Origin of the sequence: Pseudomonas frederiksbergensis (genome assembly GCF_003732275.1) — a bacterium.
Taxonomy (GTDB): Bacteria; Pseudomonadota; Gammaproteobacteria; order Pseudomonadales; family Pseudomonadaceae; genus Aquipseudomonas; species Aquipseudomonas frederiksbergensis_H.
Genome location: NZ_MOBM01000041.1, coordinates 12,996 through 29,497 on the forward strand (window position 1 = coordinate 12,996; position 16,502 = coordinate 29,497).

The 16,502-nt window shown below is 59.2% G+C and carries 21 protein-coding genes; 10 read left to right on the forward strand and 11 right to left on the reverse strand.

The features are described from left to right. The first annotated feature begins 409 nt into the window (after positions 1-409). Both BK662_RS32020 and BK662_RS32025 read left to right on the forward strand, forming a co-directional pair. Positions 410-688: a type II toxin-antitoxin system RelE/ParE family toxin gene (locus BK662_RS32020; protein ID WP_052964514.1), complete on the forward strand. Its 279-nt coding sequence runs from the start codon at positions 410-412 to the stop codon at positions 686-688. Positions 689-696: 8 nt separating this feature from the next. Continuing rightward, positions 697-1,002, forward strand: a complete 306-nt coding sequence (locus tag BK662_RS32025) for a HigA family addiction module antitoxin (RefSeq protein WP_052964515.1) — start codon at positions 697-699, stop codon at positions 1,000-1,002. A 54-nt stretch (positions 1,003-1,056) separates the two neighbouring features. Here BK662_RS32025 and BK662_RS32030 read toward each other — a convergent pair whose 3' ends face one another. Continuing rightward, positions 1,057-1,578, reverse strand: a complete 522-nt coding sequence (locus tag BK662_RS32030) for a BRO-N domain-containing protein (RefSeq protein WP_123360911.1) — start codon at positions 1,576-1,578, stop codon at positions 1,057-1,059. A gap of 458 nt (positions 1,579-2,036) precedes the next feature. Beyond that, entirely contained in the window at positions 2,037-2,297 is a 261-nt protein-coding gene (locus BK662_RS32035) for an accessory factor UbiK family protein (protein WP_123360912.1), read from the reverse strand. 415 nt (positions 2,298-2,712) lie between these two features. On the opposite strand from BK662_RS32035, the gene glnK reads away from it, so the two are divergent. The 4 genes from glnK to sutA all read left to right on the forward strand — a co-directional run bounded on the left by glnK (position 2,713) and on the right by sutA (position 5,491). Beyond that, entirely contained in the window at positions 2,713-3,051 is a 339-nt protein-coding gene (gene glnK / locus BK662_RS32040; protein ID WP_002555808.1) for a P-II family nitrogen regulator, read from the forward strand. Between the two features lie 35 nt (positions 3,052-3,086). After that, entirely contained in the window at positions 3,087-4,424 is a 1,338-nt protein-coding gene (locus BK662_RS32045) for an ammonium transporter (protein ID WP_123360913.1), read from the forward strand. Between the two features lie 214 nt (positions 4,425-4,638). Continuing rightward, the gene (locus tag BK662_RS32050; protein ID WP_007989493.1) at positions 4,639-5,064 is read left to right on the forward strand and encodes a secondary thiamine-phosphate synthase enzyme YjbQ; all 426 of its coding nucleotides are present in this window, start codon (positions 4,639-4,641) and stop codon (positions 5,062-5,064) included. A gap of 103 nt (positions 5,065-5,167) precedes the next feature. After that, a complete protein-coding gene (gene sutA, locus BK662_RS32055; protein WP_030129119.1) occupies positions 5,168-5,491 on the forward strand; it encodes a dormancy-specific transcriptional regulator SutA in 324 nt (107 codons plus the stop codon). Between the two features lie 198 nt (positions 5,492-5,689). Here the strand turns inward: sutA and BK662_RS32060 are convergent, their stop codons facing one another. From BK662_RS32060 to lptM, 6 genes are read right to left on the reverse strand one after another with little or no spacing between them, the layout of a single operon-like run. Next, positions 5,690-6,394, reverse strand: coding sequence for an HAD family hydrolase (locus BK662_RS32060; RefSeq protein ID WP_123360914.1), 705 nt, complete (start codon positions 6,392-6,394; stop codon positions 5,690-5,692). Then, a complete protein-coding gene (gene xerC, locus BK662_RS32065) occupies positions 6,391-7,290 on the reverse strand; it encodes a tyrosine recombinase XerC (RefSeq protein ID WP_007942372.1) in 900 nt (299 codons plus the stop codon). Before xerC ends, BK662_RS32060 begins: the two co-directional genes overlap by 4 nt. A gap of 2 nt (positions 7,291-7,292) precedes the next feature. Beyond that, entirely contained in the window at positions 7,293-8,018 is a 726-nt protein-coding gene (locus BK662_RS32070) for a DUF484 family protein (protein WP_123360915.1), read from the reverse strand. Between the two features lie 13 nt (positions 8,019-8,031). After that, a complete protein-coding gene (gene dapF, locus BK662_RS32075; protein WP_008007547.1) occupies positions 8,032-8,862 on the reverse strand; it encodes a diaminopimelate epimerase in 831 nt (276 codons plus the stop codon). A gap of 4 nt (positions 8,863-8,866) precedes the next feature. Then, positions 8,867-10,114 (reverse strand): diaminopimelate decarboxylase, encoded by a 1,248-nt coding sequence (gene lysA, locus BK662_RS32080; protein ID WP_123360916.1) that lies wholly within the window; start codon positions 10,112-10,114, stop codon positions 8,867-8,869. A 9-nt stretch (positions 10,115-10,123) separates the two neighbouring features. Continuing rightward, positions 10,124-10,294: an LPS translocon maturation chaperone LptM gene (lptM, locus tag BK662_RS32085; RefSeq protein ID WP_074871901.1), complete on the reverse strand. Its 171-nt coding sequence runs from the start codon at positions 10,292-10,294 to the stop codon at positions 10,124-10,126. Positions 10,295-10,608: 314 nt separating this feature from the next. Between lptM and cyaY the strand changes: the two genes are divergently transcribed. The 3 genes from cyaY to rnk all read left to right on the forward strand — a co-directional run bounded on the left by cyaY (position 10,609) and on the right by rnk (position 11,825). Then, positions 10,609-10,941, forward strand: coding sequence for an iron donor protein CyaY (gene cyaY / locus BK662_RS32095; RefSeq protein ID WP_123360917.1), 333 nt, complete (start codon positions 10,609-10,611; stop codon positions 10,939-10,941). A gap of 4 nt (positions 10,942-10,945) precedes the next feature. Beyond that, positions 10,946-11,173, forward strand: a complete 228-nt coding sequence (locus BK662_RS32100) for a DUF1289 domain-containing protein (RefSeq protein WP_123361045.1) — start codon at positions 10,946-10,948, stop codon at positions 11,171-11,173. A gap of 241 nt (positions 11,174-11,414) precedes the next feature. Next, positions 11,415-11,825, forward strand: a complete 411-nt coding sequence (rnk, locus tag BK662_RS32110; protein WP_034147684.1) for a nucleoside diphosphate kinase regulator — start codon at positions 11,415-11,417, stop codon at positions 11,823-11,825. Positions 11,826-11,832: 7 nt separating this feature from the next. Here rnk and BK662_RS32115 read toward each other — a convergent pair whose 3' ends face one another. From BK662_RS32115 to BK662_RS32130, 3 genes are all read right to left on the reverse strand, one after another. Next, positions 11,833-14,679 carry a class I adenylate cyclase gene (locus tag BK662_RS32115; protein ID WP_123360919.1) on the reverse strand — a complete coding sequence of 949 codons (2,847 nt, stop codon included), beginning with the start codon at positions 14,677-14,679 and terminating at the stop codon, positions 11,833-11,835. 193 nt (positions 14,680-14,872) lie between these two features. Further along, on the reverse strand, positions 14,873-15,118 hold the full coding sequence (locus tag BK662_RS32120) for a TIGR02647 family protein (protein WP_007894898.1): 246 nt from the start codon (positions 15,116-15,118) through the stop codon (positions 14,873-14,875). Positions 15,119-15,427: 309 nt separating this feature from the next. Next, on the reverse strand, positions 15,428-15,712 hold the full coding sequence (locus tag BK662_RS32130) for a hypothetical protein (RefSeq protein WP_123360920.1): 285 nt from the start codon (positions 15,710-15,712) through the stop codon (positions 15,428-15,430). Between the two features lie 124 nt (positions 15,713-15,836). Here BK662_RS32130 and BK662_RS32135 point away from each other — a divergent pair, with 124 nt between their 5' ends. After that, on the forward strand, positions 15,837-16,496 hold the full coding sequence (locus tag BK662_RS32135) for a glutathione S-transferase family protein (RefSeq protein ID WP_123360921.1): 660 nt from the start codon (positions 15,837-15,839) through the stop codon (positions 16,494-16,496). Positions 16,497-16,502 lie beyond the last annotated feature (6 nt).

Genomic DNA, 16,502 nt, shown 5'->3' on the forward strand with positions numbered 1-16,502 from the left:
GTGCCTGCAAGCCAGCCACTCGGTTCAAGTTCTTTGCCCTGAGCAGCGGCGACATCAAAAAGCGGCGTTGATTGGCCGATACGCTCCTAGCTAACCGGAGTGCCTCAACATGATATTCAGCGACGAGTAACTGTCTGGCTTTTTGTTTTTTAGATTTCATAGCGACCTCTTTTGGCCTTGTAGATTGGTTTTTTGGTCAGTCAGCTTAAGAGGTGGACACGGTTTTGATGCAATGGGAATTGGCGCTTGTTTTTGTAGGACTCGGCTGGATTTCGAAAGCCTTCTGAAGGGCGCAGGTAGTCCTTTTCCTAAAGTTTTGAAAGGGAGGCCAAGAATCGCAACACCGCGTTTGCATTAGTGAATTCAGGTTATACACTCAAGATTAATGCATAACGTTAAGCTTTAAATTATGATCGTTAGCTTTAAATGTTCTGAGACCGAGTACCTGTTTCGCAACGGTAAGACCCGTATGTGGTCAGCCATTCTGAGTGTCGTGGAACGAAAGCTGACGCTGCTTGATGCTGCTGCCGTGCTGATGGACCTTCGGTCACCACCAGGCAATCGACTGGAGGTGCTGGAAGGAAATCGAAAAGGTCAGCACAGCATTCGCATCAACGCTCAATGGCGAATTTGCTTTGTTTGGGGTTTTAACGGACCAGAGAATGTCGAAATCGTCGATTATCACTGAGGTGAGTAATGACTAAGAATGGTATGCGCCCGGTTCACCCTGGCGAGATCCTCAAAGAGGAATACCTTGAGCCTCTGAACCTTACAGCTGCGGCTTTGGCCAGGGCACTGAGTGTTTCGACGCCTACGGTGAACGACATCGTGCTTCAGCGTCGAGGTGTCAGTGCCGATATGGCTCTAAGGCTATCTATCTGTCTGGACACGACTCCCGAGTTTTGGCTGAACCTGCAATCGACATACGATTTGCGAAAAGCCGAGATCGAACGAGGGGCTGCGATCCGGGATCAGGTTGAGCGTCTTCCGCACTGCGCCTGACCCTCTATTCCTGAACGAACCCCACGTTACAAACGTGGGGTTTTTTTGGTGTGTTCAGAATGCCTGGAGCATTCGGGAGGCACGCTTCCACCACGACGCATTCACCGCACGTTGTGGCCGTTCATCCTCCGGCAGCATCTGCGGCACATCCTGCAACCGAATCCACGGCTGGTTATTCCAGTGCAGCAAACTCAACGACATCTCCGGCCAATTCAGCAGGCTCAGAATCGAGCGTTCGGTTGAAGTGGGTTGCTGCGCGTCTCTGAGGGCTGGCACGACATCGTGGGTCAGCCATTCGCGCAGGCACCGGTATTCGGGGCAGTAGTGGTAGACCAGTAACGCGTAGACACCGGATTCGCTGATCAGCAGTGTGTTTTCGACGGTGCCGTGGATGAGCGTCTGCAGATTCTGGTGTTGGTCGGGATCGAGTTTGCGTAGCGCTCGTTCGTCGAGGAATAGCCTGAGCAATCGACCGAGGTCGCGGGCGCTGAACCAGGGTTGGTTTTCCAGAAGGAGGGCGTGGAGGTGGAGTTTGTGGCGGGTGAAGACGTGGGGGATTAGATAGTTTTCGTCCATGGTGCAGTGCTCGGGATCAAATGAAGAAAACTGCCTCTGATCGTCGCCAAACGAAAAGGGTGGCAGCCATGCGCGGGTTGGCGAACCGGTGACACCCGAAAACCGGCAGACCCGAAGGTCTCCCACGCATAGCCGCCATAATTCGAGATGGGAACAAATTCCTCGGTCGAATGTGGTCGCGGTGCGTCGGGGTCTTCCGGGTCGCCAAACCCAGAGCTGAACATTCAGCTGGGGATGAGCATAGAAACTGGAGGCCTTACGACGCAATCGGACGGCGGTGCTGATCTTTGTAGGACGTTGCCGGGATATTTGCGGGGCTTAAGATCAAAAGATCGCAGCCTTCGGCAGTTCCTACAGGGGTGGTTGTTCCAGCGAGGGGCTGCTGGAACACCGTGGTGACTCTATCGCGAGCAGGCTCGCTCCCACATAGACCCCATTGTCAAAAGGGATCGGCGGGGTTACTCGGCAGGTGGGCTGAGCTTCGCTTCCAGCTCCGCCACTTTCGCCTCGAGGCTCTCCAACCGTGCCCGGGTCCGTGCCAGCACAACCATCTGGCTATCAAACTCTTCCCGGCTCACCAGATCCAGCTTGCTGAAGCCGCTCTGCAACAAAGCCTTGAACTGGCTTTCGATTTCGCTTTTTGGCAGTGGAGTATCGCCGCTGAAGAGGCGGGAGGCGGTGCCGCTCAGGGCGTCGAGGAAGTCTTTGGGCGCGAGCATGGGAAATGTCCTGTCAACAATGGCGGGCAGTGTATCACGCAGTGTCTATAGTCAATCCGGCAGCTGCGATGCACGCTTTTCGCGCATGCGAGTGGGCGGCCGCGCACTGTTGTTGTGCGTAACCGATGTGTCAATCGGGCGATGGGGCCTGCAGTAGCGGCCAAGGGATTGAAATCTATGGGTTTTGGATAGATGGCAAGCTTTCTGCTTAGTCGCTGGTGACCCATGCACTGATGCAGTCGCTGTGACGAATGCAGTGCGCCAAGCGGAACGGGGGAAGTTTCGTGCGGAGTGGTTCGCTGGCGTCGGACGGGCAGGTAAGGCCGACGATGCGTTACAAAGCCAGGCACTGCGCTTAGACTTGAGTCGGGTTTGTTTTCCTGGGGCAAGTCCACCAATTCGGGAGAGAGTTTTCATGAAGCTAGTCACTGCCATCATCAAGCCGTTCAAACTGGACGACGTGCGCGAGTCGCTGTCCGAGATCGGCGTGCAGGGCATTACTGTTACTGAGGTCAAAGGCTTCGGTCGGCAGAAGGGTCACACCGAGCTGTATCGCGGCGCGGAGTACGTGGTCGATTTCCTGCCCAAGGTGAAGATCGATGTCGCCATTGACGACAAGGATCTGGACCGGGTTATCGAGGCGATAACCAAGGCCGCCAACACCGGCAAGATCGGTGACGGCAAGATCTTCGTGGTCAATCTGGAACAGGCGATTCGCATCCGTACCGGCGAAACCGATACCGACGCAATCTAAGCCGCCACAAACCCAACGCCCCAGGAGAAAACAATATGACTCTGCGTAAATTCGCAGGGCTAGGAGCCCTGTTGTCCCTCGTAATGCCCGGCCTGGCCATGGCGGCAGACGAAGTGGCGGCCCCAGTCCTCAATTCCGGCGATACCGCCTGGATGATGACCTCGACAGCCCTTGTGCTGTTCATGACCATTCCCGGCCTCGCGCTGTTCTACGGCGGCATGGTTCGCTCGAAAAACATTCTTTCCGTGATGATGCAGTGCTTCGCCATTACCGGTCTGATCAGCATTCTGTGGGTCATTTATGGCTACAGCGTTGCGTTCGACACCACCGGCATGGAGCAGGGCGTCGTCAACTTCAACTCCTTCTTCGGCGGCATGGGCAAGGCGTTCCTCGCGGGCATCACACCCGCCAGCCTGACCGGTCCAGCGGCGCTGTTTCCTGAGGCGGTGTTCGTCACCTTCCAGATGACCTTCGCCATCATTACCCCTGCGCTGATCGTAGGTGCCTTCGCCGAGCGGATGAAGTTCTCCGCCATGCTGGTCTTCATGGGGATCTGGTTCACCCTGGTTTACGCACCTATTGCGCACATGGTCTGGTCCGGCAACGGAGGCCTCTTGTGGGACTGGGGCGTGCTGGACTTCGCGGGCGGCACCGTGGTGCATATCAACGCCGGTGTGGCCGGTCTGATTTGCTGCCTGGTACTGGGCAAGCGTAAAGGTTTCCCGACTACCCCGATGGCTCCGCACAACCTCGGCTACACCCTGATGGGCGCCGCGATGCTGTGGGTCGGCTGGTTCGGCTTCAACGCCGGTTCCGCTGCCGCCGCCAATGGCACTGCCGGCATGGCGATGCTGGTCACCCAGATCGCCACCGCTGCTGCGGCGCTGGGCTGGATGTTTGCCGAGTGGATCACCCACGGCAAACCAAGCGCACTGGGTATCGCTTCGGGTGTGGTGGCCGGTCTGGTTGCAATCACTCCAGCGGCAGGCACCGTGGGCCCGATGGGCGCTTTGGTGATCGGTCTGGCGGCGGGCGTGGTGTGCTTCTTCTGCGCCACCACCCTGAAACGCAAACTCGGTTATGACGATTCCCTGGATGCCTTCGGCGTGCATGGTATCGGCGGTATCCTCGGCGCAATCCTGACAGGTGTGTTCGCGGCACCATCGCTGGGCGGTTTCGGCACCGTTACCGACATCGCTGCTCAAGTCTGGATTCAGTGCAAAGGTGTGGGCTTCACGGTGATCTACACCGCGATCGTTACCTTTATCATCCTCAAGGTCCTGGACGCCGTCATGGGTCTGCGTGTCACTGATGAAGAAGAGGCGGTCGGCATCGATCTGGCGCTTCACAACGAACGCGGCTACAACTTGTAAGCACGCGCATGAAAAATTTGCCCGGCTTGCCGGGCATTTTTTTGTCTGGAATTTGTCAGTGGAGGAAGGGCTGAAAGGTTTTTTCATACACGTTCAGTCGCGTTTATGACGGGCGTTTTTCTGCGGCCAATGGCTTACACGATTGAAGGAATATTAGGGCCTTTGTTTTTTCACAGAGCGCGCTAGAATGCGCCCCGAACGTGCGGAGAACTGTATGTGGCAACAGACTCTGATTACCCTGCGGGCACGGCCCCGGGGCTTTCATCTGGTAACGGACGAATTACTCGCCGGCTTGCCTGAACTCAAGGCGTGTCGGGTCGGTCTGTTGCATTTGTGGCTACAGCATACCTCGGCGTCGTTGACCATCAACGAGAACGCCGATCCGGCGGTACGTCGCGACTTCGAACGATTTTTCAATCGTCTGATCCCACAAGGAACAGACGGCTATGAGCATAACGACGAAGGCCTGGACGACCTCCCGGCGCACTTCAAGGCCAGCGTGCTTGGCTGTCAGCTCAGTTTGCCGATTTCGGCAGGCCGACTGGCGTTGGGGACCTGGCAAGGTGTTTATCTGGGCGAGCACCGTGATCATGGCGGTGCCCGCAAAGTCCTCGCCACCGTGCACGGTGAAGGGGCATAAAACCGCTGGTTACCAGCGGTGGTTGATTTTTTTCCGGCAGCCGTCGACAGACGGCAAAGCTGGGCTATAACTAATCTGCTTTTCGCAAGTCATGAGGTAGAACATGAGCGACGATGATCTGGAAAACGACGACCTCGAAGTAGGCGACGAAGACGAAACCGAAGAAGGCCTTGAAGCGGCGGCCGAAGACGTCGCTGAAGATGACGGTGGTGATACGCCCGTTCCGACTGCCAAAGGCAAGGCCAAGGCTGCGGTATCGGTCGATGAGCTGCCGAGCGTCGAAGCCAAGAACAAGGAACGCGACGCCCTGGCCAAGGCCATGGAAGAGTTTCTGGCACGGGGCGGCAAGGTGCAGGAAGTGGAGGCCAATGTGGTCGCCGATCCTCCCAAGAAGCCTGATAACAAGTACGGCAGCCGGCCTATCTAAGCGCCTGCTTCTTGCTTGCTGAAAAAGCCCGCCGTCGCTGCGGGCTTTTTCATGGGCGGAACAAAGGTCTTGGGTTCGATACGATCCAATGTGGGAGCGAGCCTGCTCGCGATGAGGCCGTCACATTCAATATTGATGTTGGCTGACACACCGCTATCGCGAGCAGGCTCGCTCCCACAGGGGTATGTGTGTACTGAGTCAGTGTTGGGCGTTCCACCGCGCCAACAACCCCGGCAATTCGTTCAGGCTACGAATCTCTGCATCCGGCGCCTTCTCGGCTTCCCATACCTTGCCCGCCGGGTTAAACCAGATTGCACGCAACCCCGCCTGCTGAGCGCCGGCAATGTCGTCGCCGGGATGGTCGCCGATATGCACCGCCGTTTCGGCGGTCGCGCCGCCACGCTGCAAAGCCTCATGAAACAGTCGCGCATCGGGCTTGGCGATGCCGATGTCTTCGGCGCACAGGGCAAACTTGAAGTAATCCGCCAGCCCCAATCGACGCACATCGGCATTGCCGTTGGTCACCACGCCAAGCGCATAGTGATTGGCCAGAATTTCCAGGGTCGGTTGCACCTCCGGGAAGATCTCCAGCTGATGCCGCGCATGCAGAAACACTTCGAACCCCTGATCGGCCAGGTCGGATGCTTCGGTATGTCTGTAACCGGCTTCTTCCAGCGCATGGAACAACACCCGCCGACGCAGGGCACTGATGCGGTGCTTGAGGCTCGGTTCGTGGCTCAGCACTCGCTCGCGAATCGACCACAGATGTTCCACCGGCACCGCGCCCAGGTTCGGTGCATGCTCGGTCAGCCATTCACGCAATATGACTTCGGCGCTGGCAATCACTGGGGCGGTATCCCACAGGGTGTCGTCGAGGTCGAAGGTGATCAATTGGATGGTCATGAATCATCGCCTTTAATGCGTTTAGCCCGTGGGTGGGCACTGTCGTAGACCGTCGCCAGGTGCTGGAAGTCCAGGTGGGTGTAGATCTGGGTGGTCTTGATGTCCGAGTGGCCAAGCAGTTCCTGCACCGCCCGCAAGTCCTGAGAGGACTCCAACAAATGGCTGGCGAAGGAGTGTCGCAACATGTGCGGATGCAGGTTCTGCCCCAGTTCGCGCTCGCCGGCGGCCTTGACCCGCACCTGAATCGCCCGAGGGCCGAGGCGCCGGCCTTGCTGGCTGACAAACACTGCGTCGTCTGCCGGGTTGGTCATGGCTCGTAGCGGCAGCCACAACTCCAGCGCTTCGCGCGCCTTTTTGCCCACCGGCAACAGGCGGGTTTTGCTGCCCTTGCCGAGCACCTGGACCATACCGTCAGCCAGATCCAGCTGATCAAGGTTGAGCCCGGTCAGTTCAGAAAGGCGCAGGCCGGAGGAATAGAACAGCTCCAGAATCGCCTGATCCCGACGCGCGAGAAAATCATCCTCTACTGCACCCTCAAGCAGTTGCAGCGCGCGGTCAGTGTCGAGGGTCTTCGGCAGGCGACGTTCGCCCTTGGGCGGTGCCAGGCCATTGGCCGGGTCGTGATCGCACAGACCTTCGCGGTTCAGATAGTGATAGAGCCCGCGTACTGCCGACAGCAGGCGCGCCAGACTGCGGGATGATTGGCCTTGGGAGTGCAGGCGAGCGATCAGGCTGCGCAGGCGCTGGATGTCCAGCGCGGCCCAGCTGTCGATGTTCTGTTTGACGCACCAGCCCAGCACTTTGTCGAGGTCGCGGCGGTAGGCGTACAGCGTGTGCGGCGACACCTGCCGCTCACTGCGCAGGTGTTCGCAGTAAGCGTCCAGTTGTCGTTCCATGGTCAGCGTACCGAGCGCAGGGAGCTGTTGACCCGTGGCAGCACGCGGCCCATGACTTCGGCGATGTAGCTCAGGAACAGCGTGCCCACCGAGCTCTTGTAGTGCTGCGGATCGCGGCTGGCGATGGCCAGAACGCCGTGGATGCCCTGGTGACTGATGGCGACGACGGCGGTGGAGCCGATCTGCTTGCGCTGTTCTTCGCCGAACAGGAAGTCCAGTTCATGCTCACGCAGGCTGCCGCTGACGCTCTTGTCTTCCGAGAGCAAGCCGCCGATGGCCGTTTGCGCGTCGGCATGCGTCACCCAGCGGCCCACCGGCATCGGGTTGTCGCCCAGCAGGATCAGGCTGACAAAGGGCACCTGGAAGTCTTGGCGCAGGCTGTCTTCAACGCTGATCACCACATCTTCCAGGCTGGTGGCGTCCATCAGCGCGAGAATCAGGCGGCGGGTTTTGTCGAAGAGTCGATCGTTGTCCCGGGCCACGTCCATCAATTGCGAGAGGCGGTGACGCATCTCGATATTGCGGTCGCGCAGAATCGTCATCTGGCGTTCGACCAGCGAAATGGTGTCGCCGCGCTGGTGCGGAATGCGCAGGGCCGGGAGCAGTTCTTCGTGCTCGATGAAGAAATCCGGATGAGCCTCCAGGTACGCGGCAATCGCCGCCGCCTCAAGGCTTTCGGAAGGGGATTCGTCGGGCTGTAGGGCGGGAACCTGGGGCTTGTCGGTCATGGATTTCGCTCACTCAAAGACGCACTTGTCCTTCGTATACGCGCACTGCCGGGCCGGTCATCATGACCGGTTGGCCAGGGCCTGCCCATTCAATGGACAGACGCCCGCCGGGCAGGTCGATCAATAGCGGCGAATCCATCCACCCCTGGCTGATCGCGGCCACTGCGGCAGCACAAGCGCCGGTTCCGCACGCCTGGGTTTCCCCGGCCCCGCGTTCCCAGACGCGCAACTGCGCGCGGCTCCGGTCGATGACCTGGAGAAAACCGACATTGACCCGCGCCGGGAAGCGCGGGTGATGTTCGATTTTCGGTCCCAGTTCATGCACCGGTGCGTTGTTGATGTCGCTGACCCGCAACACGGCATGGGGGTTGCCCATGGACACCGCAGCCAGTTCGACCGTGGTGCCGTCGACGTCGACCTGATAGCTCAGGGCCTGGCTCGGGGCTTCGAACGGAATCTCGGCCGGCACCAGGCGCGGAGCGCCCATGTTGACGCTGATCTGGCCATCGTTGCGGATGTCCAGTTCGATGATGCCGCTTTTGGTCTCGACGCGAATCAGCCGCTTGGCGGTCAGGCGCTTGTCGAGTACGAAGCGGGCGAAACAGCGCGCACCGTTGCCGCACTGTTCCACTTCGGAGCCGTCGGCGTTGAAGATCCGATAGCGGAAATCCACGTCCGGGTTGCTGGGCGCTTCGACGATCAGCAACTGATCGAAACCGATCCCCGTGTGCCGATCGCCCCAAAGCTTTGCGTGTTTTGGCAGGATGTGCGCGTGCTGGCTGACCAGGTCGAGAACCATGAAGTCATTGCCCAGGCCGTGCATCTTGGTAAAACGCAGCAGCATGGTTTTACTCCGGCAGCAGGCTTTCGCCAGCAAACAACTCGGCTACCGTCTCACGGCGACGCACTTCAAATGCCTGATCACCGTCCACCAACACTTCAGCGGCACGGCCACGGGTGTTGTAGTTGGAACTCATGACAAACCCATAGGCACCGGCCGAATGCACGGCCAGCAGGTCGCCTTCTTCCAGCGCCAGTTGACGATCCTTGGCCAGGAAGTCGCCTGTTTCGCAGATCGGGCCGACGATGTCGTAGGCGCGAGCGGCGCTGTTGCGCGGGCTCACGGCGGTGACGTCCATCCAGGCTTGATACAGCGCCGGGCGGATCAGGTCGTTCATGGCCGCGTCGACGATGGCGAAGTCTTTGTGTTCGGTGTGCTTGAGGTACTCGACCTGGGTCAGTAGCATGCCGGCGTTGGCGACGATGAAACGGCCAGGCTCGAACACCAGCGCCAGGTCACGACCGTCGAGACGCTCGCGCACGGCTTTGATGTAGTCGGCAGCCAATGGCGGCTCTTCATCACGATAACGCACGCCCAAACCACCACCGAGATCGATGTGGCGCAGGTAGATGCCGCAATCGCCGAGGCGGTCGACCAGGCCCAGCAGGCGGTCGAGAGCATCGATGAATGGCGGCAGGGTGGTCAGTTGCGAACCGATGTGGCAATCGACGCCGACCACTTCCAGGTTAGGCAGTTGTGCGGCGCGGATGTACACGTCTTCGGCGTCGGCGATGGCGATGCCGAACTTGTTTTCCTTCAGACCGGTGGAGATGTACGGGTGAGTGCCGGCATCGACGTCCGGGTTCACGCGCAACGAGATCGGCGCGCGAACGCCCAGTTCGGCGGCCACTACTTGCAGGCGTTCGAGCTCATCGGTGGACTCGACGTTGAAGCAGTGCACGCCGACTTCCAGCGCACGACGCATGTCGTCACGGGTCTTGCCGACACCGGAGAACACGATCTTGTCAGCAGTGCCGCCAGCGGCCAGTACGCGCTCGAGCTCGCCACGGGAAACGATGTCGAAACCGGCGCCAATACGCGCCAGGACATTCAGTACGCCCAGGTTGGAGTTGGCCTTGACCGCAAAGCAGACCAGATGCGGCATGCCTGCCAGCGCATCGGCGTAAGCCAGGTACTGGGCTTCGATGTGGGCACGGGAGTAGACGTAGGTCGGTGTACCAAAGCGCTCGGCGATGGCGGACAGGGCAACACCTTCCGCGAACAGCTCACCGTCACGGTAGTTAAAAGCGTCCATAGCGTTCCCTTAGTAGACGTCGTGCTTATGTGCTTTCGACGGAGTCTGCTGCGATGATTTGGCTTGCTCTGCAGGATCCTGATTTTCATCAGGCAGGTACAGCGGGCCTTTTTGACCACAGGCCGACACAAGGCAGGCAACCGCGACGAGCGCAGCAAGGGAAGAGATCAGGCGCTTCATGGCGAAATCCTTGAAAATGCGTTAATTGCGCCGGAGTATACCGGCCACCCGGCAGCTTGCCTATGCGACGCGCCTCCCGTCCGGCGGGGCTTGGCACGATGTCGGTCAGCCAAGCGCAATCCCTGTGGGAGCGAGCCTGCTCGCGAAGGCGTAGTGTCAGTCAACATTGATGTTGAATATGATGGCCTCTTCGCGAGCAGGCTCGCTCCCACAGGTTTCGTGATCGCCATGGGTCGTTATCCTTTGCAATCACCGGGGCTCGCCCGTATCTTGCGGCGCTTGAGCGTGAGTAGACACTTTTTGAGGTTCCCGCAATGAGTTTGACCGAAGCCCGTTTCCACGACCTGGTCGATGCAACCCAGCAGGCGCTGGAGGATATTTTCGACGAGAGTGACCTGGATATCGATCTGGAAAGTTCAGCCGGTGTGCTCACCGTCAAGTTCGAAAACGGCAGCCAGTTGATCTTCAGTCGTCAGGAACCGTTGCGTCAGCTGTGGCTGGCGGCTGTTTCCGGTGGTTTCCACTTCGACTACGACGAAGAAAGCGAGCGCTGGATGTGCGACAAGAGCGAAGAGCAGTTGGGCGAAATGCTGGAGCGTATCGTCAAGCAACAGGCTGGCGCTGACTTTGATTTCGAAGGCCTGTGAGATCGTGACCCCGCCTGTACCCGTTCGTCCGCCCAAACCGCTTTACAGCAATGTCAGCCCGGCAGTGCCGTCGCCGTGCAGTGGTGTGTGTCGGCTGGATGAACAGAAGGTCTGCCTGGGGTGTTTCCGCCATGTCGAAGATATTCGCGAATGGCGCTCGGCGGATGATGAGCGGCGGCGGGTGATTTGTGCGCAGGCCTCGAATCGTAAGGCTACCGCCAGTTCACTGTAGGAGCTGCCGCAGGCTGCGATCTTTTGATCTTGCTCTACAGCAATCTTCAGCGCCGCCAAAAGATCGCAGCCTGCGGCAGCTCCTACAGGGGCGGGAAACCGTCCGCCGCCCCTCACTTGTATATTTATTGAGCTGTGATAGTGTCCAGAGACGCCTCAACCCATCGAGGCTCGTGAAAACCCCGCCTTTTTCTGGCGGGGTTTTGCTTTTTTCGTGCAGAAGAAAGGAGTCTGCCCTGATCATGACCGCACCTTCCATCACCCTTACCCGTCTGGACGTACAACGTCTGGAGCGCCTGATCGACAGCCTGGATGACACGCTGCCGGGCGTTATCGCGCTGCAAACCGAACTGGATCGCGCCGATACTCTGGTCGGTCACGATGAAGTGCCCGCCGATGTCGTGACCATGAATTCCCGTGTGCATTGCCGTGAAGAGAGCAGCGGCAAGGACTATCACCTGACCCTGGTTTACCCCAAGGATGCCAATGCCGACGAAGGCCGGATTTCCATTCTCGCGCCGGTGGGCAGTGCGTTGCTCGGCCTGAAGGTTGGCCAGCACATCGACTGGCCGGCACCGGGCGGCAAAACCTTGAAACTGACCCTGCTGGAAGTTGAATCGCAGCCTGCTCATGGCGGCGACTTCCCGGAATAACATCCCTTCAGACCTGCTCGAGCGCCTCGTTCAGTGCGCGTTCCAGGTCGGCCTTGTAGCGCAGATACAGATGGCTTGAACCCTGACCATCACCGAGCAGGCCCGACAGGTCCAGGTCGGTGATGTAGCAGCGATAGCGTTCGGTCTCGCGGCGCTGCTCGACGATTTCCCCGGCGACCACGCTGAACAGTTGGTCGCCATGTTCCAGCTCTGAAAATTCCCGCTGATTGCAATACAACGTGACCTGCACCTGCCCTGGTGCGGCTTTGCCGACGATGGCCTGTACGTCATAGAACGGTTTGTTGACCGGGGTTTGTGGCGCCGGCCGGGCTTCGACCCGACGCGCCCGTGCAGTACCTGAAGGCAACAACTGGTAATACAGCGTGTCCAGGCTCAGTGGCTGGGCTGCGTCCATCGGCAGCAAGGCATCGCGCCGGTACTGGATCGATTGCAGGAAGCGTTGCAGCGGCACCAGCAGGCTTTGTTCGTCGTGATAAGGCAAACACTGCTGCCACAAGGCATTGAATTCATCCAGTACATACAAATCGGCCTGGTGTTCGTGGACCCGGTAGAACACCTGAACGCAGTCGGGTTGCCCCATAGGCAGGATCAGCGCCAGATCGTGGTCTTCCAGTGCCATCGGGTCCAGATGAAACGGGCTGTAGCTCGCCAGTTCTTCGCCGAGGTAGTCGAACAGAGCCGGCAGGGTGGCGAGGGCGACGTGATTGACCTGGCCCGGCGTCAGCTCCAGCACGTGGTAGTGCTGCTGGACCTGAATCAGGTAACGATAATTGAGTTTGCTCAGCAGCAGGTTCTGCGCGGTGTCGAGGATTTCTTCGACCCGCCGGGCAATGAATTGCGCGCGGTTGTGGCAAAAACAACGCACCCGCAGCTTGGGCTGTTGTGGCCCGTCCGGCAGGTTGTTGAGGTAATCGCGCAGGCAGTCGAGCAGGGCGTGGGGGCCGTCAAAACGGCTGACCAGCACCTCGTTCCAGCTATTGAGCGTGACCTGATCCAGGGTCAATACCAGGTTTTCCCGCACGCCGGCATAGCTCAGGGAATCGGTGCGCTCGGTGGTCATCAGGATGTTCAGGTCGCGATGGTGCTTGAGCGGATCGATGCCGACGTTTACCAGAATCAGTACTTCGCTCGGCACACTGGCGCGCAGCAAAGGCTCTTCGGCGACAGTGGTCAAAGGCAGGGCGATGCTTTGTTGCAGGCTGCCGAGCAGGTTGAACAGTTCGAACTCGCTCAAGTCGCTGGTGCCGGGGTGCAAGGCCAGGCGGGTGCTGCTGTCGATCACGCCGTTGCGGTGGCACCAGGTGAGTAGTTCCAGTAACTGACGACTGCGCTTGATTGGCGCGAAATGCTCCCACTCGTGAGTGGTCAGGCTGCCGTTGTACAAACCCCATTGGGTTTGCCCCGGTTCTTTTTTGTTCGGCGCCTGCACCAGCGTCAGGGTGTCTTCGGCCAGATCGGGAGCGATGCCGGGGTTGATGAACTCGACCTTGTCAGCCTTGCGCTCGAAGGCCGCGTACAACCGCCGGCCCAGTACATTGAGGTCGCGCTTGTTGATCAGGCTGACGGTCTGCTCGTTGCGGGCGAACTGCGTCAGGAAGCGGTAGCTGTAATTCAGCTCGCCGACCAGGGCTCGGCGTTCGGCGCTGACCTGGCGGACTTTCCACTGACTGCGACTGTCGAGCAATGCGAGCTGACGCTGATCCCATTGCCATTCGTGGGCCAGGCGTTCGAGCAACGAACGCTGCCAGCTCTGGGTGCGACCGCTGCTGCCGGTGAGTTTGCGGTTGACCTTCAAGTACAGCGCGCGGCGTACCAGCTCCAGCCGTTCCGGTTCGCCCCGGGCCATGAGGTATTCCTCGATTCGCCGGTAAACCACGACATATGGATCCAGTTCATCAAGGTCCAGTTGATTGGCAAACACTGCTTGTTTGAAGCGCAGGCTCAGGCACTGGACCTTGGGGTGTTCGCTGGCATAGACCTCGGTCAGCAGCAGTTTGAGCACTGATTTGTACGGTGACTCGATGCCTTTGAACAATTGCCAGAGCCCGGCACCGATGAATTCCCCCGGCGGGATATACGCCAGATGCCCCAGGTCCAGGGTTTCGTCGGCACGGATGAAACGCTTGGATAACAGCGTGTGGGTATACCGGTCGTACGCCGCCTCTTCATAAACCGGCACCAGCCACCAGATGGGTGTACGGCCGGCCAGCCAGATCGCGGTGCGGTAGAACTCGTCCAGCAGCAGATAGTGCTGGGTGGTGCCACAGTCTTCCGAACTCAGTTGGGTATCGCGCTCGCCGAGCACGAAGCGAGCCGGGTCGATCAGGAAGAAATGCGCCTCGGCACCCTGGCTGGCGGCCCATATTTCAAGCAACTGGCATTTCTTGCGCAGTTCTGTGAGCTCGCTTTCGCTCAAGTCCGGTCCGTGACAGACCCATACGTCCATGTCGCTCTGATCGGCTTGGGCCAAGGTACCGAGGCTGCCCATCAGGAACAGGCCGTGAATTGGTCGCGGCGGATTGCTGCCGTGGCGCGGCTTATAGGAAAACGAGCGGGTCAGGCGCTGGACTTCGGCGAGGGCGTTGGCGTCAGGTTCGAAATTCGACAGCCCGGCCGGAGTGCTACCCGAAACGTAACCCGGCAACAGCGGATGATTGACGTGGAAAAACAGCGGCAGCAGGGTCAGAACCGTTTGCTGGCGGGTCGACAGCCCTTCCATTGCACGGGCCATGCGGCCCTCGTTGAGCTTCAGAAAACGGGCGCGCAGCTGGCTGAGAACCTTGCGGTCGATTCCCTCGTCCAGATCGGGGCGGATTTCATGGGTGCGGGTCATGTCAGCTCAATCCGGCTCGCGGGCTCGGACGTGGAGGGCTCGGGATGAGGGGCAGTTTAGCGCCTCGGCCCCGGGACTTTTAAGCTGATTTTGTATTTCTGGCGTCAGGTTTCTATCGCACGGCGACAGTGGGCACCAAAGTGTGCCCGCGGAAATCCCGTGACAGAGGTTTCCGTGGGCGATGCGGTGAGGCTCAGGCTGTTTCGCGCACGGACAGAATGGTTAGAACGGTTTGCACATTTTGTGCAGCGTCACGCCCCAGGCTGGTCAGATAACCGCCATCGGGCTGGGTGATCAATTCTTTGTCGAACAGTCTTTGGGCAGCGGCAATGGCTTTCGGGGCAGCGGTCTGATGAATTTTCAAACCTTCCTGGGAACTGTCCAGGTTGAAGAGGGCGAGGATTTCCAGTTCGGCAACCAACTCAGGGGTAAGCGACATAAGGACTCCAGACTTTCTAGGAATTGGACGATAGCGCTCCTAAGGTGATCCCACTCGCGCGGCATGTCCAGTGCTCGTAACAGGGTTTTTTCGCCTCGGGGTGGTTTCCAGTTTAGTCAGCGTCTGGGGCAAGGCGGTATGGATTGGTGACAATTTATGTGGAGGCGGGCTTCTGTGGCGAAGGGGCTTGTCTGTGGCGAGGGAGCTTGCTCCCGTTGGGTCGTGAAGCGGCCCCAAAAGCTTTGCGACTGCTACGCAGCCGAACGGGAGCAAGCTCCCTCGCCACAAAAGCCCCGTGACAGGACTGGCTTATTGCTTTTCCGGCGGTAACTCTGGCAGAGCGCGCAGCGCAGCTTCGTACCATTGGGTGTTAAACGCGCGGTCTTCTTCGAGGATCGCGTCGATTTCCACCGCCAGCACGTGGGCCATCAGGCTGAGGATTTCTTCACGCTCGTAACCGACCAGGGTCAGCTTGTTGAAGGTCGCCTTGGCTGCTGGCGGGTTATCGCTTTCGATCTGGTTCTCGATCGCTTCGATCAGCGTCGTTTCGGTGAACTCTTCTTCGTCGTTGTCGATATCGTTAGGCTCGCTCATGGCAGGCTCCTCAAGGAAAGGCGGCCAGTTTACCTGCATTCAGCGCTGTGATGCTGCTGGCAAGAAGTGCCCGAGCGTTCTATAACTGGCGCTGCCAACCCCTGCACGGCCTGGAGGCTATGTAATGCTCAAGCTTTATGGATTTTGCGTCAGCAACTACTACAACATGGTCAAGCTGGCGTTGCTGGAGAAGGGACTGCCGTTTGAAGAGGTGCCGTTTTACCCAAACAATACCCCCGAGACGCTAGCCATCAGCCCGCGTGGAAAGGTTCCGGTGCTGGGCGTCGAACAAGGTTTCATCAATGAAACCAGCGTGATTCTCGAGTACCTCGAGCAGAGCCAGAAAGGCACGCCGCTGCTGCCGAGCGATCCTTACGAGCGAGCGCAGGTCCTGGCCTTGGCCAAGGAAATCGAGCTGTACATCGAACTGCCCGGACGCGCCTGTTACCCCGCGGCGTTTTTCGGCATGACGGTACCGGACGCTATCCAGGAAAAGACCAAGGCCGAATTGCTGCTGGGGTTTGCCTCGCTGGGCAGACACGGCAAGTTCGCCCCCTATGTGGCGGGTGACAGCCTGAGCATTGCTGATGTGTATTTTCTGTATAGCGTGCCGTTGGCCCGTGCAGTGGCGCAGAAGCTGTTTGATATCGATTTGTTGGCCGAGATGCCGGCGGCCAGGGCGCTGCTGGAGCGTCTGGAGCAGAATCCGCATGTGCAGCGGATCGCAAAGGACAAGGACGCGGCGATGCCTGCGTTTCTGCAGATGATCGCGTCCAAAAAGTAGACGTGT